Source organism: Geofilum rubicundum JCM 15548, assembly GCF_000974365.1.
GTDB classification, from domain to species: domain Bacteria; phylum Bacteroidota; class Bacteroidia; order Bacteroidales; family Marinilabiliaceae; genus Geofilum; species Geofilum rubicundum.
Map to the genome: position 1 here is coordinate 23,200 of NZ_BAZW01000035.1, position 20,663 is coordinate 43,862.

Genomic DNA, 20,663 nt, shown 5'->3' on the forward strand with positions numbered 1-20,663 from the left:
TTTTAAAAACCGCCTAATTCCAGCACCCTCTGCGCAATGTCTTTATCGGCATTTGGTCGTGCAAAATGCCGGATATTCTCAGACAGCCTCCGGCACCGTTCATCATCGGCCAACAGCTCCAGTGCCATGGCAAGCAAAACATCCGGCGCTTCCACATCCCTGACCAGAACAGCGGCCTCTTTACTGACCAGCGCCATGGCATTCTTGGTCTGGTGGTCTTCCGACACATTGGGCGAAGGCACCAGTACGGATGCCTTGCCCAGCAAAGCCAACTCACTGATGGTTCCGGCACCGGCACGCGACACCACCATATCCGCCAGGCCATAGGCCCAATCCATTCTTTGTATAAATGGCAAAGCCCGCACATTTTCCAAAGCCAAAGACTCAAGAGCCCCACCAATTTTCTCATAATAATTTTTCCCTGTCTGCCACAGTATCTGAACCGGTTCATTTTTCATGCGCGCAATACCATTCAGGATGCCCTTGTTCACGCTTCCGGCACCCAGACTGCCGCCCACCACTAATATGGTTTTCATATCAGCCTTCAGACCAAAAGCCGCATGGGCCTCGGAAAGTCCAATGGGGTTCAAAAGGTGACTGCGAATCGGATTCCCCGTAAAAAATATTTTTTCGGACGGAAAAAACCGTTCCATGTCGGGATAAGCCACACAAATGGCCGCCGCCTTTTTGGCCAGAAGGCGATTGGTCACCCCCGGAAAGCTATTCTGCTCCTGAAGCAAGGTCGGAATACCCCGGGAAGCCGCAGCTCTTAATACCGGACCACTGGCATAACCGCCCACGCCAATGACCACATGCGGCTGAAAGGTCCTGATGACTTTCCGCGCCTTTAACATACTGGCCGCCAGCTTAAAAAAGAAGGTGACATTTTTCCAGGTCAGCCGTCGCTGAAAACCAGCCACGGGCAGCCCCACAATGGGGTAACCGGCAGCGGGCACTTTCTCCATTTCCATACGTCCCAGAGCTCCCACAAATAGTATTTCACAATGGGGCAATGCCCCCCTAAGGGCATCCGCAATAGAAATGGCCGGGAAGATATGACCTCCCGTACCTCCGCCGCTGATGATAAATTTTGGTGTCATCCCAAATCTTTTTAATTCTTTATATAATGATGCATCCCTCTCTGAGACCATTTTATGGGCAGCATCCCTTTCCCTTCTAATTTGGCACATCCGCAACGGCCACTGCTTCTTTCTCCTTCTCCAGCTTTCGTTGCTCTATGTTGTGCCGACTAACGCCCAGTATCATGCCAAAAGCCATGCAGGTAAATAAAACCGAGGTGGTTCCCAGACTGACCAGAGGCAAGGGCTGACCCGTTACCGGAAAGATACCAACGGCCACCCCCATATTCACAAATGCCTGGGAAGTCAGCATCAAACCCAAACCCAAAGCCAGAAAGGCCGGGAAAGTCCGGTTGCTGGCCCTCACAATCACCCCGATACGCCCCAGCAAAAACACATAGGCCATCAGCACCAGAAAGGGACCCAGGAAACCATACTCTTCCGCAATAATCGCAAAAATAAAATCACTGTAGGGGTGGGGGATAAAATTCCGTTGCACACTGTTGCCGGGACCTTTACCAATGAGTCCACCCGAGGCTATGGCAATCTTGCTTTGGTCCGACTGATACGTTAAGGACTTGTCCGCCTTTTCCGGGTCCATGAACTGTTCCACACGCGAAGCCCAGGTTTGCGCCCGAGGCAAAAATGTTACTTTCGGTGCCAGAAAAAGCAGTAACACAATGAGGCCAATCGCCACCAACCCGGTTCCGGCCAGATATTTCATCGGTACTCTGCCCACAAACATCATGGCCACACTAACCGCCACAACCAGCAGAGCAGTGGAAAAGTTTTCCCTAAAAATGAGTCCCGCCACCACCATAACATAAATCATGATGGGCTTAAAAGCTTCCCGGGCCGATTCTTCTTCCTTCTGATATTGCGCCAGTATTTTGGCCACATACACAATGAGGGCCAGTTTGGCCATTTCAGAAGGTTGAAAAGTGATACCAATGCCCGGAATGGTCAACCACCGGGAGGCCATGTTTAAATTCACCCCGGAGACCAGCGTGATGGCCAGTAGGGCAATAGCTACATACAGGGCAATCAGACTAAAGCGGGCTATCCACTTATAGGAAATATGGTGGACCAGGATAATGATGGCAAAGCCAAAACTAAGCGAGAAAAACTGCTTAAACATATAATAGGAGGTATTGCCCCCCTGGTGCTTGTATGCCAAAAATCCCGTAGCACTGTAAACCGATAACAATGAGGCGATGGAGAGAAAAATTATAATTCCCCAGATCACCTTATCGCCTTTGACATATTTCCGTATCCAATCTCCCATAATCAATCTGTTACCGAAACCATCTGCCGAAACAGATCACCCCGGTGTTCGTAATTCTTAAACAGGTCAAAACTGGCACAAGCCGGCGACAGCAAAACCACATCTCCCGGTGAAGCCAGTCGCCGGGCTGCGCCCAGCGCAGCCTCCATACTTGCCGTGCTTTCCACCTCCGGCACCAGTCCGCTAAAGGCCTTAATTAATTTTTCATTATCCACCCCCATGCAAATCAGTGCCTTCACTTTTTCAGTGACCAATGGATGCAGCGCCTCATATTCATTGCCCTTGTCGGTCCCCCCTGCAATCCAGATAACCGGTCGCGTCATGCTTTCCAGAGCATACCAGGTTGAATCAACATTCGTCGCCTTGGAATCATTTATGTAGAGCACCCCGTCCACCTCGCCGCAATGCTCCAAACGATGCGCCACCCCCTTGAAGGAGCTCAGACCATCCACAATGGCCTCCACGGGGGCCCCGGCCGTCAGAGCCGCCAGCGCAACCGCCATGGCATTGTATAAATTATGCTGGCCCTGCAATGCCAGGTCCTCCACCGGCATCCTTAAGGTGTTTGCCCCTGAAGTCGCCACCAACTGTCCCCCTTCCACATAAGCCGCTGCCACCCTGTTCTTCGAAAAAGACAGGGAGCGTGCAGGCGTGATATTGGGTTTCAAAAATTCATTCAGAACAGGATCTTCCTGCCACCAGATAAAAGCACCTTTGGCATCCTGATTTTGCAAAATGCGCAGCTTCGCCTGCACATAATTCTCAAATTGATAATGGTACCTGTCCAAATGGTCAGGGGTGATATTGGTAATAATGGCCGTATCCACCTTAAATTGATACATCCGGTCGAGCTGAAAACTGCTCAGTTCCATGACAAAAATGGCCGGATCACGCCGGGCCAGCTCGCGGCAGGGACTCACACCCACGTTGCCCGACAAGACGGCATCCATTCCGGCCCCCATTAACACATGGTGTAACCACAAGGTCGTGGTTGTTTTGCCATTGCTGCCGGTAATGCCAATAATATGGGCCCGGGTATAACGTCCGGCCAGTTCAATGTCCGAAATAACAGGTATACCGGCCGCCTCAAGGGCTTGAATCAATGGCGCAGTATCGGGAATGCCCGGACTTTTAACGACTTCTCCGGCCTGCAACACACGGCTTTGGGTATGTCCACCCTCCTCAAAAGGAATTTGACCGCTGGCCAGCTCCTCTTTAAAACGCGGGGCAATCGGGCCATTGTCCGACACAAAAACCGGAATTCCCTTGGCCCGAGCCAAAAGCGCTGCCCCCACCCCACTTTCACCGGCACCTAATATCACCAACTCCTTTTGCATATCGCTTAACGAATTTTCAAAGTAACAATGGTTAACACGGCCAGAATAATGCTCACAATCCAGAAGCGCGTCACAATTTTTGATTCGGTGTAGCCCTTCATCTGATAGTGGTGGTGCAAGGGCGCCATTTTGAACACCCGCCTGCCCTCACCATACCTTCGTTTGGTGTATTTGAACCAGCCCACCTGAATCATCACCGAGACATTCTCTACCAAAAAGACGCCACAAAGAATGGGAATCAACAACTCAATACGCACCAAAATGGCAAATACCGCAATGATGCCGCCCAGGGTCAAACTACCCGTATCCCCCATAAACACCTGGGCCGGGAAAGAATTGTACCACAAGAACCCGATGCCAGCCCCGATAAAGGCACTCATAAACACCACCAGCTCCTGAGAGTGCGGGATAAACATGATGTTTAGATAGTCGGCGTATATGGCGTGGCCCGACAAGTACGCAAATATTCCCAGGGTCACCCCAATGATGGAGGAAACCCCCGTGGCCAAGCCATCCAGCCCATCGGTCATGTTGGCCCCGTTCGACACCGCCGTAATAATAAATATCACCACCAGCGCAAAGACCAGCCAGCCCCATGAGGCGGCCTTATCTCCTAAAAATCCCACCAGTGAGGTATAATCAATCCGGTTATTCTTAAAAAAAGGCACATTGGTCACCGGAGCTTTAATCGTTTCCACAGCCATGGCCTGCGTAACAGCACCATCCGCCGCCTCCACATACTGGTCGGGCACAGGCGTTTTTATCCGCGCCACCACATCGTCATTAAAATAGAGCGTTAAAGCAACAATAATGCCGAGGCCCACCTGACCAATAATTTTAAAGCGTCCGGCCAGTCCCTCCTTATTCTTTTTAAACACCTTGATATAATCATCCAGGAATCCGATAATCCCCAGCCAGACCGTCGTCACAAGCATCAGAATAACATACACGTTATTGAGTCGCCCAAACAACAACACCGGAACCAGAATGGAAACAATGATGATCAGTCCCCCCATGGTGGGCGTTCCCTTTTTCTGGTATTGGCCTTCCAGACCCAAATCGCGCACTACTTCGCCAATCTGCTGTTTCTGAAGCATCTTGATGACCCGTTTTCCGATAAAAGTGGCCATCAGCAATGAAAAAATCACTGCCATGCCCGAACGAAAAGTAATGTACTGAAACATCCCTACGCCGGGAAAATTAATGGATTGAAGATACTCGTAGAGATAAAATAACATGTCCCTGGTTTTAGTAAATATTTAGGCTTACAATTGCTCAAAAAATTCCCGGATAATCTCCCGGTCATCAAAATGAGACCGAACCCCCTTCACCTCCTGGTAGGTTTCATGGCCTTTGCCGGCTACCAAAATAACATCCCCCTTTTTGGCCATGGAACAGGCCGTTCGTATGGCTTCTCTCCTATTGGTAATGGAAATAACCTTTATCCGGTCTTTAAAATCCACCCCTTCCATCATCTGGCCGATTATGGTCTCCGGATCCTCACTGCGCGGATTATCAGATGTCAAAATAACCTTGGTACTGCTCTTCACAGCCTCTGCAGCCATAATGGGCCGCTTGAAAGGATCCCGGTCGCCGCCCGTTCCCACAACGGTAATCAGATCATTCTGTGCTTGCCGAATCTGGTTCAAAGCCTCCAGCACATTTTGCAAGGCATCGGGGGTATGCGCATAATCCACCACGGCCGTAATGCCGGTACGTGAACGAATGGTTTCAAAGCGCCCGTCCACCGGCAACAATTTACTCAGAGCCGTCAGCACCTCCTCCTGATCCCAATTCAACAGCAAAGCAGCCCCATAAACGGCCACCAGATTGGCCGCATTAAAGCGGCCGATAAACGGGGTCCAAAGCTCCTTACCATTGATTTCGAGATGCATGCCTTCAAAGAGACTTTCAATGACCCGCACACGGTAATCCGCCATCTCACGCAAAGAAAAAGTTTTGTGAACCGCTTTGCAATTCTGCAACATCACCGAACCGTTTTTATCGTCGGCATTGGCCAGAGCAAATGCGTCTTTTTCAAGACCATCAAAGAAGCCCTTTTTAGCCTTCAGATAAGCATCAAAGGTCAGGTGGTAGTCCAGATGATCATGCGTGATATTGGTAAAAACACCACCGGCAAACCGAAGACCCGCAATACGGTTTTGCACCACCGCGTGAGAGCTGACCTCCATGAAACAATAACCACAACCGGCATCCACCATTTGCCGGAGCATACCCTGAAGGGTTAAGGCATCAGGCGTTGTATGGGTAGCAGCTATAACCGTTTGATCCACGAAATTGGCCACCGTAGAGCACAATCCTGACTTATACCCCAATTCACCAGCCAATCGGTACAGCAAGGTGACAATAGTGGTTTTACCATTGGTGCCCGTGACGCCCACCAATTGGAGTTGCTGCGACGGATAGTCGTAGTGACAGGCAGCCAACCAGCCGAGGGACCTGGCGGTATCCGCCACCCGAATATAGATCACCCCATCCGGTGTTTCGACAGGGATTTCTTCACACACCACCACCTGGCAACCGGCAGCGATTGCTTTGGGAATAAAAGTATGCCCATCGACCTTCGTACCGCGCATGGCCACAAAAATAAATCCATCAGCAGCCTGTCGCGAATCAAATGTCAGGGCTGAGATCTCCGGATCTCCCGTTCCAACCATCTCCAAGACATCCAGATCCTTTAAATATTCATTTAGCTGCTTCATATATCCTAGTTTTTGCCCCCTATGCGGGGCATGATTAACCCAATCTAATAAAAATAGTACTTCCCTTGCGAACGGCACTTCCGGCCTGTTGCGACTGGGAAACAACGCGTCCCACCCCCTGTAGATGAACTTTTAAGCCAATATTCTCCAGAACAGCCACCGCATCTTTAGCGCCCATGCCAATAACGGCAGGGACCAAACCCACAGGTATCGGTTTGGGCCGAAAGACCACCCCTGTATCAGAAGCCAGTGTCGACACCCAATCGTTGATGGGATGACGTTCATACACCGGGTAATTCAGTTCTTCAAAAACAGTGACCAGGTCGCCCATCGGTCCACCTTTCGAATAGGGGAAAACCCCATAATTCTCGGCCCTTTCCCATTCGGCCTTCTCCACAAAGTCAAAACCCGTGGCATACACCCTGTCCGCAATTTCCCGAAACACAGAGCCGGCTACCACGTTTCCATAATAAACATTGTTAGAGGGGGCCGTCACCACTACTATACAAGAATACCGGGGGCGATCGGCCGGAAAGTAACCCACAAAAGAAGCCTGGTACTCCACACCACCACTTTTATAACCCTGTGACCCTTTGGCCACCTGAGCGGTACCCGTTTTTCCGGCAATGGAATAATTGCTGTTTCGAATGTTACGAGCCGTGCCCCGCTCCACCACACCGACCAGCAATTGATGGGCTGTTTCAATGGTTTCACGCGAAGCTATGGAAGAATTCAATACCACCGGCGCAAAACGCTCCACCATTTTCCCATGCCGGCTCAAGCCTTTGGCAAACATGGGCTTTACCATTTGGCCTTTATTGGCCACAGCATTGTAAAAAGAAAGGGTTTGTAGGGGCGTCATCTGCACCTCGTAACCAATGGACATCCATGGCAGAGTGACGCCCGACCAGGAATTATCGCCCGGATATTTGATCACGGGGCGTCCCTCCCCTTTTATCTCAATCCCTAATTGTTTGTTCAATCCCATATTATACAGCCGGTCAACAAAGCGCCTGGGATTGTCCTTATAATTATCATAAATAATACGGGAGATACCGATATTGGAAGATTTTTCAAAAACCTCTCCGACACTGAGCATTCCGTAACCACCATGATGGCTGTCCCGCATAATCCGGTCGAAGTACCGGTAGGCACCATTCCCGGTATCAATGGAATCGCCAATCCGCACCACGCCGTCTTCCAAAGCAGCCATTAAGGTGGCCAGTTTAAAAGTAGATCCCGGCTCCGTGGATTCCCCGATGGCATAATTGAAATAATCCTCGATGTACACCCCGGGTCGTTGGCGGTGCAAATTGACCAGCGCCTTAATGGCACCGGTCTCCACCTCCATTAAAATAGCCACCCCATGCTGGGCGTTGTGCAAGGCCAACTGTGTGCGCAAGGCGTGTTCAGCCACATCCTGAATACCAATATCCAAAGCGGTTACCACATCCAGACCATCCACAGGGGGAGTCACAACCTCCGGCACCCATCTGCCCGAAATGCGTTTCATCACACTGGTACCGGGCGTTCCCCGCAGCACATCATCATAGGCCCTCTCCAGGCCCACCATGCCACCCTTGGAACTTTCACCATAAAGTTTCCCGATGGTGCGGGAAGCCAGCGAACCAAAAGGCTGTTTACGCTGGTCGTACTGTTCCGGAATAAACCCGCCCTTATTGGGTCCCTCCCTAAACAGCGGAAAATGGTTCACTATTTGTAATTCGGTATAGGAAATGCGACGCGGATGCACCATGTAATAGCGACGCCCCTTTTGTCGCGCCACCCGCAAATCCCGCTTATAGGCCGCAGCGCTTTTATCTCTGAAAAAGCGCGAAAGCTGTATCGACAACGAATCAATATGGGCATTAAATTTGGCATCGGTTAACCCTTCGGCCAACAAATCCATGTACAAACGGTAATTGGGAACCGAACAGGCCAGCTTCATACCATGAACATCCAGGATATCCCCCCGGTTGGGCTCCACCACATTCTCGCTACGCTCTACCTCACGCGCCATCGACTTCCACTTTTCAGAATTGAAAAGTTTCAGTGACAACAATTCAACCAATAACCACAAAGCAAGCCCCAGGAAAAAAAGGTACACAACCCCCACCCTGAACATGATGCTTTTTTTAATGGTCATATTATCTCTCCTCTATTTTTTGGTTTTCAATATTCTGGGGGGTGTTTTAAGCACTTCCAGCCCCAGTCCGGCATCATTTACTCTGGACACGACCTCTGATTGGCGACTCATTTGCATCAATTCCGAAGAAGTGGTAATGGCCTCATATTTAAGATCCTTTAATTCACGGTTCAAAGCCACCTGCTCTTTCAACAACTTTTCAACCGAATAATGATTGTTGATATAAATAAAAGCCAAAATAACCAGAAACAAAAAATAAGGCCATTGGCGTGAAATGGAACTGCTGCTAAAAAACTCGCCATTGATGAAGTCCTTAAAGGTATAGCCCTTAATGTCCTGTATGACCTCTTGGCCCGATTCAAAATCCTTATATCTTTTACTACGCTTCCACATTATTCTGTCTTTTGAGCAATCCGCAATTTGGCACTCCGGGCCCGGGGGTTCTTTTCTATCTCTTCTTCCGAAGGCACGATCACCTTCCGGGTAATCAATTCAAAAGGCACCGAGGCGTGGCCATAAATATCCCTTTCCACTTCCGACTGATCCATATCTCCGGTTCTGAAAAAATTCTTCACCAGTCGGTCTTCCAGCGAGTGGTACGACATGATTACCAGACGCCCACCTGGTTTCAAGACTTCCACGGTATGCCTGAGCATTTCCCGCAAGACCTCCATCTCACCATTTACCTCAATGCGTAAGGCCTGAAAGACCTGTCCCATAAAACGCGCGGCGTCCTTGCGGGGTGCCAGCTTTGCCGCTAAATCTTTCAGCTCACTGGTTGTTTCAAAAGGCTTAGCCCCTCTAAAACCGGCAATTTCGTTCACCAGTCGCCGGGCCGAAGAAATCTCCCCATACAATTTAAAAATCCGTATCAAATCTTCCTCACTGTAGCTATTAAGCACCTCGGCCGCTGTAATACCAGTCTGCCGGTTCATACGCATGTCCAGATCCCCTTCAAAGCGAAAAGAAAAGCCCCTGTCCGGCGAATCAAAATGGTGCGACGACACCCCAAGGTCTGCTAAAATACCATCCAGAGGCGTCGCATCCAAATATTTAGCAAACTGATACAAATACCGGAAATTGTGACGGACAAAAGTGACCCGGCTGTCCTCAATCCTGTTATCCCAGGCATCCTCATCCTGATCAAAAACAATCAATCGACTCGGGACCCAATTTTTCAAGAATGGCTCTGCTATGTCCGCCACCCCCAAAAGTTAAATCACAATAAGTGCCATCGGGCTTTATATTCAAGCCCTCCATACAAGGTTGCAAAAGTACCGGTGTGTGATAGGTGGCGTTCATCAAAATGGGATTTCGTTCAAAAATGGAAAAAACGGTTTAATCGGTCTTCGGGTTACCCAGCAAGGCTTCAGCCTGTCCGGCCAAAACATCCGGATTATCAGACATGGTCAAATAAACCTCGCGCGACCAAAGCTCAATATATCGGTCCACCCCGACCAGCATGACCTCCCGGTTGGCCTCCACCTGATCCATCAAGCGCCGGGGAATTAAAAAGCGGCCGTTACCATCCAGACTGATTTCAGCCGAAGCCCTGAAAAAATCGCGCAAAAATTGTTTGTGTTCACGTTTGTAGGGATTCAGCTTTTGTCGTAAATTCACCAATTCTTCCTCCCAATAGGCATAGGGGTACAACACCAGACATTTTTCAAATAAATCCTTTCGCACCACAAAACGCCATTCCTCCTGTCCCACTGATTTTTTAAAGGCAGCAGGAAGCACTATGCGACCTTTCGCATCGGCTTTACATTCAAAATCGCCTATAAATGTGACCATTACAATTTTACACTTTTACCCGTAAAGGTATGATATTTTTATCCCACAATCAACCACTTTACCCCACTTTATTTTAGCTTTTTTTAGGCACCCGAAACCATTTGCCCGATTTTTTCGTATCATTGGACTCTCTTTAGAGAAGTATTTTTAAATAAGTATTCCAGTGACGAGCCAAACAACGATAAGAAACCCGAAAGAGGGAGAAGAGTTACTCATTGATATAGAGCAGGTTTTTGCCAACAAAAACCCCGCATTGTTAAAAACAATTCCCGGTTTCATCATCCGTTATCTGAAAAGGATTACCCATCAGGATGGCGTAAACCGGATCATTACACAAAACAACCACATTAAGGGACTTCCTTTTTCACAGGCCATTCTGGATGATTTTGGCGTAAAATTTAACACCATCGGCCTTGAAAACATTCCGGAAGATGGCCGCTATCTGTTTGCCTCCAACCACCCCTTGGGCGGCATGGATGGCATTGCTTTTTTAACTGCCACCGGCCAAAGATTTCCCAATATCAAATTTCCGGTGAACGACATCCTCATGCACATCAAGGGCCTCAACAACATCTTTTTGCCGGTCAATAAGCATGGTGGCCACTCCCGTGAGGCTGCCAGGGTATTGGAAGAAACCTACCAGAGCGATGCCCAAATTTTATTTTTCCCGGCGGGACTGGTCAGCCGTAAACAACAAGGCGGCATTATCAAAGACCTGGAATGGAAAAGAAATTTCATCAAAAAGGCCATTCAGCACCAGCGAGACGTTGTGCCCGTCCATATTTCGGGTCACAACACCCCTTTCTTCTACAATTTGGCCAAATGGCGCAAACGCCTGGGGATTAAAGCCAACATAGAAATGCTTTATCTGGCTGATGAAATGTTTAAACAAAAAGGGGAAAACCTCACCATTCGCTACGGTCAGCCCGTCCCCTGGCAATCCCTTAAAAATGAAAAGGATGCAGCCAAATCGGCCGAAAAAATAAAAGAAATGGTATATGCCTTAGCGAAAAACGACTAATTTTGTATCAAAATAAATTTTGAATTTAATGGAATCCATCAAACCAGTAATTTCCCCTGTGCCTACTCACATACTGGAGGCAGAACTTACAAAAGAGATATTTGTAAGAAAGACCAACAAAGGGGACAACCGCATCTATGACTTTGCAGCCCATCAAGCCCCCCATCTTTTGAAAGAAGTAGGACGTTTAAGGGAGCTGACTTTCAGAGCTGCCGGCGGCGGTACAGGTAAAGAGATTGACCTCGACAGTTACGACACGAGTGAGGTTCCTTATCGCCAACTAATTGTATGGGATCCTTCCGAAAAAGAAATACTTGGCGGCTATCGTTACATCATGGGCGACCAGCTGCACACCAATGCCAAAGGAGAAATTGAAATAGCCACCGCCAAAATGTTTCATTTCTCAGAGGATTTCATCGAGAACTATCTGCCCTACACCATAGAGTTGGGCCGATCCTTTGTACAACCCCATTACCAGTCGAGCAAGATGGGCTCCAAAAGTCTGTTTGCCCTCGACAACCTGTGGGACGGACTGGGTTCATTGATGGTCAACAACCCCCACATGAAATACTTTTTTGGCAAAGTAACCATGTACACCCAGTCGAACCAGGAAGCCCGCGATTTAATCCGCTCATTTATGGGCATTTATTTCCGGGACAAGAACAATCTGGTGTACCCTAAGAACCCGGTCGAATCCACCATTCGGCCCGAAGTCGTGGCAGAATTATTTGGCGGTCAGTCGTACGCCGATGACTACAAGATATTGAGCAAGAAAGTCCGGGAACTGGGCGAAAACATCCCTCCGCTGATCAACGCCTACATGAACCTGTCCCCTTCCATGAAGACTTTTGGAACGGCGGTGAACGACGGATTTGGCGGCGTAGAGGAAACGGGTATCATCATTACCATCAAGGAGCTTTATGAAGCCAAAATCAACCGGCACGTGGACAGTTACAACCGCAACGATCCACACGATTAATCGGACAAAATTCAATAAAACAAAAAGCCGCATGGAAAAAGAAGAATTCTCCCATGCGGCTTTGTTGTTTTTTCCTTACTTTTAAGAATTAACAAAACCATCTTAGACAAAGCTTGTTCCATTAGTAGGCCGGAAAGGCCTTTCTAATATGTTTTTTCATAAAAAGCGCATCGACCATAATATGAAGCATTTTGATCTGGTGATAGTAGGCAGCGGACCTGCCGGTTTCTCAGCCGCCGTGCGCGGCGTCGATTTTGGCATGAAAGTCTGTTTGATAGAAGGCTCCCACCTGGGCGGGGCCGGCATCATGAACGGGGCACTGACCTCTAAAACCATGTATGAATTATCGCTCGATTACTCCATCGCCGCGCGGGTAGACCGGGGTTATCGGGCCAGCGGGCTCTCTGTGGATTACAAAAAAGTGCTCAACACCGTTATGCAAGCCGCCAAAGAGAAGCAATACCAGATGCGCAGTCAGATCGAAACCTTTGCCCGCTCCAAAGACCTCAAAGGCGGCATCACGCTGATGCAGGGCATGGCCTCCTTCATCAACAACCGATCGATGCGGGTGGTATCGGACGAAAAAGAAGAGGTGGTCACCGGTACCAATTTTCTCATCGCCACAGGCTCCAAACCCCGGGAATATCCCGGATTGGAGGTGGATGGACAAAGAATCATTGACTCCAACGGCGTACTGGCCCTCAAGCAGTTCCCGGAAAGAATCCTCATTATCGGCTCAGGCATCATTGGTTGTGAGTTCGCCACCATCTTCTCCAACTTTAAGCAAACCGAAGTGCACCTCCTGGACCGCTCCAACCGGGTACTTCCCTATGAGGATGATGATGTCAGCGACTACGTGGCCGACAACCTGGCGATTAACGGGGTAACCATTCATCACACGGCCCAGTTAAGAACCGTCAAAAAACACCCCGGCCACCTCGAAGTCATTCTTGATTATGACGATGGACACAGTAAAGTATTGGAAGTGGACGTGGCCCTCATTTCCATCGGCCGGGTCAGCCATCTGGAATCGCTCCAACCGCAGAATGCCGGACTGCAACCCACTGAGCGGGGCACACTCACCATCAATGACAACTGCCAGGTGATGATCAATGGAAAACCGTCTCATATATATGCCGCAGGAGATGTTTCAGGCCATTCACAACTTTACAGCGTGGCCGAATTGCAAGGAAGAAAGGCCGTCGAAAAAATGGTGGGGAAAGCGGGATATCCGCTGGATTATTCGCACATGAGCACCCTGATGTTTTTTAAGCCGGAAGTAGCGGCCGTCGGCGCCAACGAAAAATCTCTGCAGAAACAGGGCATTCCCTATAGGGCAGCTATTATTCCAACAAACTCATCAACCGGGCCATTGCCATGCGCAGCACCACCGGCTTTATCAAAATACTGGTCAGCAACGACGACACCCAACGCATTCTGGGCATGCGGGCCTCAGGCCCGCAAGCCTCTGCCTACATCGTGTCTGTGGCGCACCTCATCAATCAGGGCAACAGTCTGCGCGAAGTACTCAAGATTTTCTATCCACACCCAAGCGTTTCAGAAGGCATACAGGAGTGTTTGAGGACAATAGGCGGACGGTCCATTTACAAACCAGTGGCCTTCCCCGATGACATCTATATCCGGGAATGGAAACCTGAAGATAAACCCACCAACGATGGCGCACCCAAAATCGAGATTTAAAAAATGGCAAGGCATCGTTCTGGTGCTTCTTTTGATCACCGGACTGGCATGGGTACTGACGCCGGCTTTTCTTAAAAAAGCCCTTATTCATCAGCTGCCGGGCATTCACGACCATCAAATATTTCCCAACAGAACAGTTGAAACCGGCCAGCCGCAGCCCTGGCCGGCATCGTCCCGTTATAACCAGATAAGACCTGAGGCCGTACAACTGGATTCACTGGCCCTCATGCAAACCACCGCCTTTCTGGTCGTCCAAAACGATTCCATCCTGTTTGAATACTACGCCGATGGAGTAAAGCGCACCGACATCAGCAACTCCTTTTCAGCTGCCAAAAGCATTGTGAGCCTGTTAATTGGCTGTGCCATGGACGATGGCTTCATTAAAAGTGTGGATCAGTCTGTCGATGCGTTGCTGCCCGACTATCCCAACCTTCATCATAAAGGATTAAAGCTAAAGCACCTGTTGACCATGAGTTCGGGAAGCAACTGGGACGAAGCCTACAGCACGGCCTTTTCCATTACCACCAAAGCCTATTATGGCAACAACCTGCCCAGTTTGATGAAAGAGGTACAAATGGCAGAGACGCGGGAGAGACTTTCAGTTACCGAAGCGGTGACACCCAGTTACTGGCACTGATATTGACCAGAGTGACCGGCCAAACCCTTTCGGACTATGCCGCTGAAAAACTATGGCAGCCGATGGGTGCCGAAACAGAAGCCCTTTGGTCATTGGATAGAAAAAACGGTATGGAGAAAGCCTACTGCTGCTTCAACAGTCATGCGCGCGACTTCGCGCGCCTGGGACAGCTCGTGCTGAATAAAGGCCATTGGAAAGGCAGGCAACTGATTTCCGAAGAATACCTTGAAGCCGCGACTCATCCGGCCACCCATCTAAAAGACAGCAAAGGCAAGTCCGTCACCTATTACGGCTATCAATGGTGGCTCATGGACCACCAGCAGGAAATCATCCCCTATGCCCGGGGCATATTGGGACAATACATCTTCATCATCCCCTCGCAAAAGGCCGTCATTGTAAGGCTCGGGCATTTACGCAGCGATACCCGTATCGGAGAGCACCCCACGGATGCCTATACCTGGGTAAACATGGGCCGGGACCTACTGGATCAGCAATAGGCCCGTTCGTTACGTCCCTCTACAAAATTAATAAAGGCCGTATTAACCACTTTGTTACCGCCAGGGGTGGGATAATTCCCCGTAAAATACCAGTCGCCGTTGTCGTTGGGACAAGCCACGTGCAAATTGTCCACCGTCTGATAAACGATTTCAACCTCCGCATCAATACCCTCAGGCTTAAGCATTTCGGCAATTTTGACCGACACCTGCTCATCCGTAAAGGGGCGGTAAATGTCTTTCACATAATTGACCATTTCCTCCTTGGGCAAATTGCGCTGTGACTTGCATTTTTGGTACACCTCATCAATAAGGTCCGCCTTGCCATGGTCCTTCAACAATTCAATGGCCGCAGAAAAAGCACAAAAATCGCCCAGCTTAGCCATGTCAATACCGTAGCAGTCGGGATACCTGATTTGCGGCGCAGAAGAAACGATGATGATCTTTTTGGGATGCAGACGGTCCAGAATCTTCAGAATGCTTTTCTTCAAAGTTGTTCCGCGCACAATGGAATCATCAATAATGACCAGGGTATCCACCTGGTTTTTGACAATGCCATAGGTCACATCATATACGTGGGCCACCATGTCGTCCCGGGAGGTATCGGCCGTAATAAAAGTACGCATCTTAACGTCCTTAATGGCAATTTTTTCCACCCTCGGCTCCAGCGACAGCACCTCTTCCAGTCTTTGGGCATCCGGCTCAGGCCCCATGCTCTCACCTGCTGCAGGCGCCAGTTAACCAAATAACTGCGTACGCCCTCAATCATACCATAAAAGGCCGTTTCAGCGGTATTCGGAATGTAGGAGAAAACGGTATCCTTCAAGTTGTGATCCACCATCTCCAGCACCTTAGGGGCCAGCAAGCGACCCAGTTCTTTACGCTCCAGATAAATGGACTTGTCACTGCCCCTCGAAAAATAAATCCGCTCAAAAGAACAGGAACGACGTTCATGCGGCACGTTCACCATTTCTTCAGAGATGCGGCCATCCTTTTTGATAATCAGGGCATGGCCCGGCTTGAGCTCCTGCACCTGACAAGCCCGAACATTCAGGGCCGTTTGAATCACCGGACGCTCCGAAGCAACCACGACAATCTCATCGTCATAATAATAGGAAGCCGGACGAATACCATTGGGATCGCGGGCTACAAAAGCATCGCCGTGCCCAAACAGACCGGCAATCACATAACCGCCATCCCACTTTTTGCTGGAGCGCTCCAGAATTTTTTGGACATCCAGATCACGTTCAATAAAGGATGAAATTTCACGGTTTTTAAAACCTTCGTTCTTAAACTGACGGAACAAAAGCTGGTTCTCTTCATCCAGAAAATGTCCCACATTTTCAAGAATGGAAACCGTATCTGAATAATCTTTCGGATGCTGTCCCAATTCCACCAGAGCATCGTATATTTCATCGGTGTTGGTCAGGTTAAAATTACCTGCCAGCACCAGGTTGCGCGACCGCCAATTGTTCTCGCGCATCACCGGATGCACGTAATCCAGAGAGTCATTGCCGAAGGTACCATAGCGCAAGTGTCCCAAATAGAGCTCACCGGCAAAGGGCAAATGCCCTTTGGCCCACTCCGAATCACAAAACTGCTCATGGTTGTGATCGTCATCGTATTCAAAGTGCTTAAAAATTCTGGCAAAGACATCCTGAATGGGATTGTCCAGATTGGACCGCTCTCTGAAAAGGTATTTTTTACCCACCGGCTGATCTATTTTTAGATTAACAACCCCGGCGCCATCCTGTCCCCGGTTGTGTTGTTTCTCCATTAGCAAATAGAGTTTATTCAAACCATATCGCCAGGTTCCATATTTCTGCTTATAGTATTCCAAAGGCTTCAAAAGCCTTATCAAAACAATGCCACACTCGTGTTTAACCTGATCACTCATAATAATAAACTGACGCTTCGATGAAAAAAAATAAGGGCTGAACCTCTCCTAAAGGCAAAAGCCCATCCTTGTTAGAGATGGGCCTTGCTTAAAACTCTCTGAATGATATGGATGCATCCCGCACAATATAGCAGGAGGGAAAGCTTGTTTTTAGTTTCGAGAGCAAGGGTAAGGCCTCATGTTTATGGCGAAAGGCCCCGACTCTCACGCGCATAAAAGGCGCATTGTACTCCACAAAAACATTTTCGTTGGGGAAAAGACTCAACAACTTGGTCCGCACATCCTGTGCTTCCTGTTTCGTATTATTTCCGGTGCCGGAATAAAGCTGAATGCGATAGCCCTCAACACCTGAACTGGATTTGTTGGAACGCACAAAATCCGTCATCAGTTTTTCGATGGCCGGCGATTGTTTGATGTTCACCTGTCCCTCGCCCATACTGCGCGATGTCACCTTATCAAACAAATCAGACTGTCCGCTGACGCTTACCGTCCCCAACACAAACATCAAAAGAAATAAAAATCTCATGTTTTGGCTTTTAACTTCCTGAAAAATCCTGATGCAAAAATAGTGATTTTTATTAGATTTTAATCCCTATCCAAAAATATCAGGCACAAAAGCCCCTACCAAAATCATGCCTTTTTATTCATGCTCAGGAACAGCCAAAATGGGCAAATCAGACATGTTCAACAACTCATTGGCGAACGGAAAAAACACACTTTCAAAAGGATTCAGCGTCTTTTTAACGGGCAAGGCAATGACGGTGGCCCCATTGGCATGCGCATAATCAAGTAATTCCTGAGGTCCTTCAGAACCATCAACAATGGCAGAATCAAAAGGTATAAAAGCAGCCTTTTTCAAAAAACGCTCCACCTGGTGCACATAAGCATTGATTCGTCCGGGGATGGCCCACTTGGTTCTTTTGGTAATCCCAACCACCAAGACCTTGGCATCTAACACCTTGGCAAAACCGGCTACCTGCGGAACGATGCGCCGGCTCACTTTCTCGGTATCTATGGGCAATAAAATTTTCTGCTCATGATTAAAAGTCATTTGCTTGCGAACGGCCAGCACCGGGCAGGGTGCATGCGACACCAGTCGGTACGCATTACTGCCGATCCAACGGTCTTCAAAGCCTGACACTCCATGGGTTCCAATAACAATAATCACCGAATCATCGTAATGCGCCTGATTCTTAATTTCCCGGACCACATTACCTTCCCGAAACTTCGCATCCACCTCGCCGTTATCCACCTTATAAGCAACTCTGGCCCTGTCCACCAAATATTCCATATAAGCTGTATCCTTATCATCAATAATAAAGTGGGGGTTGTCTTTGGCAAATTCAGGATGGTATTTTTTGCCTGTTCTGACATGCATCAAACGCAACTTGGCTTTTAATGAATTGGCTATCTGAACACCAACATCAACAGCGAAAACGGCATCTTCCGAAAAATCGACGGGGACTAAAATTCTTTTCATGTGGTTAAAATTTACTTGTTAAGGCTACCGGACATTTTTTTCAAAACGCCGACTCAGGCTTTATGCATGCTTTAAAAAACATTAAAATTTTATAACTTTTACGGCGTGCTCATAAAAAAGTTGTAGAAATGACCCAAATAATCGTTTGTCACCATAATCTGTTAAATTTGCAGCCGCATTAAACGACTAAAAACAGGATAACATGAGTGATCAAATCAATGAATTCAGAGCTTACCGGTCAAAAATGAACGAGCGCATTCTTTCGGCCGACAACCTGGTGATCAAACGTCTCTTTAACCTCGACACCAACACCTATGCCGAAGGGGCCCTGCCAACAAGGACCAAAGAAATGCTGGGACTGGTCAGTTCCATGGTCCTGCGCTGCGACGATTGCGTGAAATACCACCTGGAAAAATGCCATGAACAGGGCATCAGCACACCAGAGGTTCTTGAAGTCTTTGCTGTTGCCAACATCGTCGGTGGAACCATTGTTATTCCGCACACCCGCCGGGCCATGGAATACTGGGATGAACTACAGAAAAACACCTGATCCTTATCAAACAGCACCTAATATTAAAACATCAGCCTTTTTTTAATACCCAAGGCCGGGGCTTGAATATTCATCTCTGAGATTCAAAACATTAACCTTTCGAACGCCTTTTATTAATGTCATAAATTTCATAAACTTAATTGTTTGATGTAATTTTGCCATAAACCATCAAAAGAAGAAATGGTGCAAGAACAGCAATTGGACTATGAATCTATCAGACCATACGAGGATCATGAGATTCAGACAGTATTCAATCGTCTTAAAAATGAAGCTTTTTTTCTAAGACTCCTGGGTTTTCTGTACCCACAGGTTCCCCCTGAACAGTTCATGGAAAAACTGATGCACATGACCTCCATCCGGCAGTTTCAGGAAGAGGTTATTTCAGCATACGTTAGAGATGTTCTGAAAAAAACCACCAACGGCGTAACGGTTGAGGGACTTGACAAGCTCAATCCCAATGAATCCTACCTTTTCATATCCAATCACAGAGACATCGTGCTGGATCCGGCCATCCTCAATGTATTGCTGGTGGAAGAGGGGTTCAACACCACCGAAATTGCCATTGGTGACAATCTGTTGATCTATCCCTGGATAACCGATCTGGTTAAGCTCAACCGTACTTTTATCGTTAAGCGCAATCTGCCCATGAAACAGATGATGGAAAATTCCCGTCTGCTTTCGCAGTACATTCGCTTCACCCTGACGGATAAGAAGCACAGCATCTGGATTGCCCAGCGGGAAGGCCGCTCCAAAGACGGCAACGACCGCACGCAAATCAGTCTGCTTAAAATGCTCAATATCAGCGGAGAAAACAGTCTGACCGAAAACTTCAAAGAACTCAAACTGGTGCCGGTGTCCATTTCTTACGAATTTGACCCCTGCGATTACCTCAAAGCCAGAGAGTTTCAGCTAAAGCGCGACGATCCCGACTATCAAAAAACGAAAGATGACGATCTGATGCACATGGGCACCGGACTGCGGGGACGCAAAGGTCGCGTGCACTTCGCCTTTGGCCAGCCCTTACAACAAGAACTCAATCCCATTGATGCACTCACCGTTAAAAACGACCAGTTTTCGACACTGGCCGACTTAATAGACAAGCACGTACACCAGAATTACAAACTCTGGCCGGCCAACTACATTGCCTGGGACATCCTCAACAACTGCACAGATCACCAGTCGCACTACACCTCAGAGGACAAAAAGATATTTATGGATTACATTCAGGAGCACATTAGCAGACTCACCGATTGTGATAATGATTTCATCTTTACCACACTGATGGAGATGTATGCCAATCCGCTGGTCAATCAAAAGTCGTACAATGCTGAATTGATTTAAGGGCAATAGGTTTTTAGGTTGTTAGGTTATTAGGTCGATAGGGTAATAGGTTGATAGGGTAAATTAAATTCATAATATTCAGCAAGTTGAGCATCCGCAAGTACAAGATATTTAAAATCTGTTATTTACGAGACAATAACAAGCTATTAATACTAAATAGGAAGTATAAAAAAAGCCCGGTTCAGACCGGGCTTTTTCA

Annotated in this window: 21 protein-coding genes and 1 pseudogene; 8 read left to right on the forward strand and 14 right to left on the reverse strand. The window is 48.3% G+C overall.

What is annotated here, in order from left to right; translation table 11 throughout:
- Nucleotides 1-2 precede the first annotated feature (2 nt).
- From murG to JCM15548_RS13985, 10 genes are all read right to left on the reverse strand, one after another.
- Nucleotides 3-1,100, reverse strand: a complete 1,098-nt coding sequence (gene murG / locus JCM15548_RS13945) for an undecaprenyldiphospho-muramoylpentapeptide beta-N-acetylglucosaminyltransferase (RefSeq protein ID WP_062126598.1) — start codon at nucleotides 1,098-1,100, stop codon at nucleotides 3-5.
- Between the two features lie 76 nt (nucleotides 1,101-1,176).
- Nucleotides 1,177-2,364, reverse strand: a complete 1,188-nt coding sequence (locus JCM15548_RS13950; RefSeq protein ID WP_062126601.1) for an FtsW/RodA/SpoVE family cell cycle protein — start codon at nucleotides 2,362-2,364, stop codon at nucleotides 1,177-1,179.
- Between the two features lie 2 nt (nucleotides 2,365-2,366).
- Complete coding sequence (gene murD / locus JCM15548_RS13955; RefSeq protein ID WP_062126604.1) at nucleotides 2,367-3,701, reverse strand: UDP-N-acetylmuramoyl-L-alanine--D-glutamate ligase; 1,335 nt, start codon at nucleotides 3,699-3,701, stop codon at nucleotides 2,367-2,369.
- 5 nt (nucleotides 3,702-3,706) lie between these two features.
- Nucleotides 3,707-4,939, reverse strand: a complete 1,233-nt coding sequence (gene mraY / locus JCM15548_RS13960; RefSeq protein ID WP_062126607.1) for a phospho-N-acetylmuramoyl-pentapeptide-transferase — start codon at nucleotides 4,937-4,939, stop codon at nucleotides 3,707-3,709.
- A 27-nt stretch (nucleotides 4,940-4,966) separates the two neighbouring features.
- Nucleotides 4,967-6,424 (reverse strand): UDP-N-acetylmuramoyl-L-alanyl-D-glutamate--2,6-diaminopimelate ligase, encoded by a 1,458-nt coding sequence (locus JCM15548_RS13965; protein WP_062126609.1) that lies wholly within the window; start codon nucleotides 6,422-6,424, stop codon nucleotides 4,967-4,969.
- 34 nt (nucleotides 6,425-6,458) lie between these two features.
- Nucleotides 6,459-8,570 (reverse strand): PASTA domain-containing penicillin-binding protein, encoded by a 2,112-nt coding sequence (locus tag JCM15548_RS13970; protein ID WP_062126612.1) that lies wholly within the window; start codon nucleotides 8,568-8,570, stop codon nucleotides 6,459-6,461.
- 12 nt (nucleotides 8,571-8,582) lie between these two features.
- Nucleotides 8,583-8,963 carry an FtsL-like putative cell division protein gene (locus JCM15548_RS13975; protein ID WP_062126615.1) on the reverse strand — a complete coding sequence of 127 codons (381 nt, stop codon included), beginning with the start codon at nucleotides 8,961-8,963 and terminating at the stop codon, nucleotides 8,583-8,585.
- Nucleotides 8,963-9,775, reverse strand: a complete 813-nt coding sequence (rsmH, locus tag JCM15548_RS13980; protein ID WP_369403705.1) for a 16S rRNA (cytosine(1402)-N(4))-methyltransferase RsmH — start codon at nucleotides 9,773-9,775, stop codon at nucleotides 8,963-8,965. The genes JCM15548_RS13975 and rsmH overlap by 1 nt, the downstream gene beginning before the upstream one ends.
- On the reverse strand, nucleotides 9,714-9,872 hold the full coding sequence (mraW, locus tag JCM15548_RS25670; RefSeq protein ID WP_369403706.1) for a 16S rRNA (cytosine(1402)-N(4))-methyltransferase: 159 nt from the start codon (nucleotides 9,870-9,872) through the stop codon (nucleotides 9,714-9,716). Before mraW ends, rsmH begins: the two co-directional genes overlap by 62 nt.
- A gap of 36 nt (nucleotides 9,873-9,908) precedes the next feature.
- Entirely contained in the window at nucleotides 9,909-10,364 is a 456-nt protein-coding gene (locus JCM15548_RS13985; protein ID WP_062126619.1) for a division/cell wall cluster transcriptional repressor MraZ, read from the reverse strand.
- A gap of 163 nt (nucleotides 10,365-10,527) precedes the next feature.
- On the opposite strand from JCM15548_RS13985, the gene glsA reads away from it, so the two are divergent.
- The 6 genes and pseudogenes from glsA to JCM15548_RS25680 all read left to right on the forward strand — a co-directional run bounded on the left by glsA (nucleotide 10,528) and on the right by JCM15548_RS25680 (nucleotide 15,199).
- On the forward strand, nucleotides 10,528-11,385 hold the full coding sequence (glsA, locus tag JCM15548_RS13990; RefSeq protein WP_227625837.1) for a lyso-glycine lipid O-acyltransferase GlsA: 858 nt from the start codon (nucleotides 10,528-10,530) through the stop codon (nucleotides 11,383-11,385).
- A 28-nt stretch (nucleotides 11,386-11,413) separates the two neighbouring features.
- Nucleotides 11,414-12,364 carry a glycine N(alpha)-acyltransferase GlsB gene (gene glsB / locus JCM15548_RS13995; protein WP_062126622.1) on the forward strand — a complete coding sequence of 317 codons (951 nt, stop codon included), beginning with the start codon at nucleotides 11,414-11,416 and terminating at the stop codon, nucleotides 12,362-12,364.
- A 181-nt stretch (nucleotides 12,365-12,545) separates the two neighbouring features.
- Nucleotides 12,546-13,496 (forward strand): annotated as a pseudogene (locus JCM15548_RS14000) (FAD-dependent oxidoreductase); the annotation flags it as partial.
- Nucleotides 13,497-13,741: 245 nt separating this feature from the next.
- Nucleotides 13,742-14,065, forward strand: a complete 324-nt coding sequence (locus JCM15548_RS24215; protein WP_262487071.1) for an oxidoreductase dimerization domain-containing protein — start codon at nucleotides 13,742-13,744, stop codon at nucleotides 14,063-14,065.
- On the forward strand, nucleotides 14,040-14,702 hold the full coding sequence (locus JCM15548_RS25675) for a serine hydrolase domain-containing protein (RefSeq protein ID WP_262487072.1): 663 nt from the start codon (nucleotides 14,040-14,042) through the stop codon (nucleotides 14,700-14,702). The genes JCM15548_RS24215 and JCM15548_RS25675 overlap by 26 nt, the downstream gene beginning before the upstream one ends.
- On the forward strand, nucleotides 14,699-15,199 hold the full coding sequence (locus JCM15548_RS25680; RefSeq protein ID WP_369403707.1) for a serine hydrolase: 501 nt from the start codon (nucleotides 14,699-14,701) through the stop codon (nucleotides 15,197-15,199). The genes JCM15548_RS25675 and JCM15548_RS25680 overlap by 4 nt, the downstream gene beginning before the upstream one ends.
- On the opposite strand, the gene JCM15548_RS24220 is transcribed toward JCM15548_RS25680, so the two are convergent.
- The 4 genes from JCM15548_RS24220 to JCM15548_RS14020 form a co-directional block, all read right to left on the reverse strand.
- Nucleotides 15,190-15,822, reverse strand: a complete 633-nt coding sequence (locus tag JCM15548_RS24220; RefSeq protein WP_227625838.1) for an amidophosphoribosyltransferase — start codon at nucleotides 15,820-15,822, stop codon at nucleotides 15,190-15,192. The genes JCM15548_RS25680 and JCM15548_RS24220 overlap by 10 nt on opposite strands.
- Complete coding sequence (locus tag JCM15548_RS14010; protein WP_227625839.1) at nucleotides 15,759-17,093, reverse strand: amidophosphoribosyltransferase; 1,335 nt, start codon at nucleotides 17,091-17,093, stop codon at nucleotides 15,759-15,761. The genes JCM15548_RS24220 and JCM15548_RS14010 overlap by 64 nt, the downstream gene beginning before the upstream one ends.
- 88 nt (nucleotides 17,094-17,181) lie before the next feature.
- Complete coding sequence (locus JCM15548_RS14015) at nucleotides 17,182-17,619, reverse strand: SPOR domain-containing protein (protein ID WP_062126624.1); 438 nt, start codon at nucleotides 17,617-17,619, stop codon at nucleotides 17,182-17,184.
- Nucleotides 17,620-17,733: 114 nt separating this feature from the next.
- Nucleotides 17,734-18,573, reverse strand: a complete 840-nt coding sequence (locus JCM15548_RS14020; protein ID WP_062126627.1) for a universal stress protein — start codon at nucleotides 18,571-18,573, stop codon at nucleotides 17,734-17,736.
- Between the two features lie 202 nt (nucleotides 18,574-18,775).
- Between JCM15548_RS14020 and JCM15548_RS14025 the strand changes: the two genes are divergently transcribed.
- Both JCM15548_RS14025 and JCM15548_RS14030 read left to right on the forward strand, forming a co-directional pair.
- Nucleotides 18,776-19,123: a carboxymuconolactone decarboxylase family protein gene (locus tag JCM15548_RS14025; RefSeq protein WP_062126630.1), complete on the forward strand. Its 348-nt coding sequence runs from the start codon at nucleotides 18,776-18,778 to the stop codon at nucleotides 19,121-19,123.
- 180 nt (nucleotides 19,124-19,303) lie between these two features.
- Entirely contained in the window at nucleotides 19,304-20,464 is a 1,161-nt protein-coding gene (locus JCM15548_RS14030) for a 1-acyl-sn-glycerol-3-phosphate acyltransferase (RefSeq protein ID WP_062126633.1), read from the forward strand.
- Nucleotides 20,465-20,663: the final 199 nt, after the last annotated feature.

Excerpts from the sequence above, each read along its gene's own strand:
- JCM15548_RS25675 (WP_262487072.1), top strand. The coding sequence starts at position 14,040 with ATGGCGCACCCAAAATCGAGATTTAAAAAATGGCAAGGCATCGTTCTG.
- JCM15548_RS24215 (WP_262487071.1), top strand. The coding sequence starts at position 13,742 with ATGCGCAGCACCACCGGCTTTATCAAAATACTGGTCAGCAACGACGAC.
- JCM15548_RS14025 (WP_062126630.1), top strand. The coding sequence starts at position 18,776 with ATGAGTGATCAAATCAATGAATTCAGAGCTTACCGGTCAAAAATGAAC.
- mraY (WP_062126607.1), bottom strand. The coding sequence starts at position 4,939 with ATGTTATTTTATCTCTACGAGTATCTTCAATCCATTAATTTTCCCGGC.
- JCM15548_RS14030 (WP_062126633.1), top strand. The coding sequence starts at position 19,304 with ATGGTGCAAGAACAGCAATTGGACTATGAATCTATCAGACCATACGAG.
- murG (WP_062126598.1), bottom strand. The coding sequence starts at position 1,100 with ATGACACCAAAATTTATCATCAGCGGCGGAGGTACGGGAGGTCATATC.
- JCM15548_RS14015 (WP_062126624.1), bottom strand. The coding sequence starts at position 17,619 with ATGAGATTTTTATTTCTTTTGATGTTTGTGTTGGGGACGGTAAGCGTC.
- JCM15548_RS14010 (WP_227625839.1), bottom strand. The coding sequence starts at position 17,093 with ATGAGTGATCAGGTTAAACACGAGTGTGGCATTGTTTTGATAAGGCTT.
- JCM15548_RS13975 (WP_062126615.1), bottom strand. The coding sequence starts at position 8,963 with ATGTGGAAGCGTAGTAAAAGATATAAGGATTTTGAATCGGGCCAAGAG.
- JCM15548_RS13970 (WP_062126612.1), bottom strand. The coding sequence starts at position 8,570 with ATGACCATTAAAAAAAGCATCATGTTCAGGGTGGGGGTTGTGTACCTT.
- murD (WP_062126604.1), bottom strand. The coding sequence starts at position 3,701 with ATGCAAAAGGAGTTGGTGATATTAGGTGCCGGTGAAAGTGGGGTGGGG.
- JCM15548_RS13965 (WP_062126609.1), bottom strand. The coding sequence starts at position 6,424 with ATGAAGCAGCTAAATGAATATTTAAAGGATCTGGATGTCTTGGAGATG.
- JCM15548_RS13950 (WP_062126601.1), bottom strand. The coding sequence starts at position 2,364 with ATGGGAGATTGGATACGGAAATATGTCAAAGGCGATAAGGTGATCTGG.
- JCM15548_RS13985 (WP_062126619.1), bottom strand. The coding sequence starts at position 10,364 with ATGGTCACATTTATAGGCGATTTTGAATGTAAAGCCGATGCGAAAGGT.
- JCM15548_RS14020 (WP_062126627.1), bottom strand. The coding sequence starts at position 18,573 with ATGAAAAGAATTTTAGTCCCCGTCGATTTTTCGGAAGATGCCGTTTTC.
- glsB (WP_062126622.1), top strand. The coding sequence starts at position 11,414 with ATGGAATCCATCAAACCAGTAATTTCCCCTGTGCCTACTCACATACTG.
- mraW (WP_369403706.1), bottom strand. The coding sequence starts at position 9,872 with ATGAACGCCACCTATCACACACCGGTACTTTTGCAACCTTGTATGGAG.
- JCM15548_RS24220 (WP_227625838.1), bottom strand. The coding sequence starts at position 15,822 with ATGCGTACTTTTATTACGGCCGATACCTCCCGGGACGACATGGTGGCC.